We start from the raw sequence: 1,966 nt of genomic DNA on the forward strand, positions 1-1,966 counted from the left end.
TCGGAGGTAATTCTATTCATAAGGGTATGCTCTTTATGCACAAATCATTAAAATCTCTTTTTCCATGTGTATTTAGTAATCCCAAAAACTGATACGAATAAAATAATCATTAATAACCCGACATTTGTGTTATCTCCTGTATCAACTGCTTTTGATGCATTTTCTTTCACATCAATTCCTGTTGTTTTTTTATCATCATTATCCTCTGTTGGAGGCAAAACGCTAGGTTTTTCTATTATTTCATCATTTTTAATCCATTGCGCTTCATATACTACATCTCCAGTTACAACAGATGCTACTTCTGGTGACCATCCTGCAAACGTATATCCTTCTCTTTCTAGTGTACCTTCAAACGTTGGTGTTGCTGTTCCATATTCCATCTCTTCATAGATTTGGTCTTCAAATATTTCTTCATTTTCTACACCATCTGTATATCTTACCGTATACTCATTTGCTTTCCATTGTGCTTCATATACTACATCTCCAGTTACATTAGATGCTACTTCTGGTGACCATCCTACAAACGTATATCCTTCTCTTTCTAGTGTACCTTCAAACGTTGGTGTTGCTGTTCCATATTCCATCTCTTCATAGATTTGATCTTCAAATATTTCTTCATTTTCTACACCATCTGTATATCTTATCGTATACTCATTTGCTTTCCATTGTGCTTCGTACACTACATCTCCAGTTACATTAGATGCTACTTCTGGTGACCATCCTGCAAACGTATACCCTTCTCTTTCTAGTGTTCCTTCAAACGTTGGTGTTGCTGTTCCATATTCTATCTCTTCATAGATTTGGTCTTCGAATATTTCTTCATTTTCAACACCATCTGTATATCTTATCGTATACTCATTTGCTTTCCATTGTGCTTCATACACTACATCTTCAGTTACATTTGACGCTACTTCTGGTGACCATCCTATAAAGGTATATCCTTCTCTTTCTGGCGTTCCTTTAAACATCGGAGTCAGTGAATCACTTTTAATATTTTCATATACTTGGTCTTCAAATACTTCTATATCGTCTACACCATCTGTATAAGTTACAGTTAAACCTTTAATCTCAAGTTTTAACGATGGACTTGGAAATTTTACACTCTGGTTTCTTCCTTCGCTGTCAATATATGTTAACTCTGCATCATTATTAGTATATAAACTATCATAAGTGCCGACACCCAATTCACTCGAATCTAGTTGAACATAATACGTCATAGTATATACGCCATTAGAGAATGTTTCACTTTCATCTTCAAGCATCCACTCAATTGTCTGATTTTGAGGATTTATTGTGTAATTATTGAAAACTACCTTTCCATCTTTTTTTATAGTTATTGGGTAATCTGGATCATTCTCAATAATTGTAAATTTATATGAATATTGACTAAGGTCATTACTCACAGCCAAACCACTACCCATTTCATCAATTACTTTTGGTTGTGATGAATAAATTGTGTTTTGAATTTCACTAGTAATAGCTGAGAATGCAGCACTTGCGTTTCCTGATTCATAAGCATGATTTGAACTAGTTGCCACTTCTTTCATTACTTCTTTTGCTGTATCATTAGCTTGATAAGCAATTGTGTAAACTTCACTTCCTTTGTTCTTGGCAAGACCCGCTTCATAAATTGTTGTATTTCCATGATTATATGGAAAACTTGAATAGATATTATTTATAGAATATGTTTCTCTATTGGATGAACTAAGTGTATAATCTCTTCCATTTCCAACTCTATCTTCGTAGTCTACACCTGTAATTTCTGCTTCATCAGTGATAGTGAACCCACCCTTCCAACTATATGTTATTCCAGTTGCTTGATTCACTCTATAACTATATGTTGGCTCACCATCACTCAACAAAACTATAATTTCATTTTCTGCAGTTTCTGCATCTAGCAATGATTGTGCAGTTTTAATACCTGCCTGTATATTTGTACCGTCACTTGCAGTTATCTGATTTATTT

General features: G+C 34.1%; 1 protein-coding gene. It reads right to left on the reverse strand.

The window, feature by feature from the left end; genetic code table 11:
* Positions 1-47: 47 nt before the first annotated feature.
* A partial coding sequence (locus J2S15_RS20255; protein ID WP_307412304.1) for an InlB B-repeat-containing protein occupies positions 48-1,966 on the reverse strand: 1,919 nt, incomplete at its 5' end.

It is taken from the genome of Breznakia pachnodae, assembly GCF_030814225.1.
Lineage (GTDB): Bacteria > Bacillota_I > Bacilli_A > Erysipelotrichales > Erysipelotrichaceae > Breznakia > Breznakia pachnodae.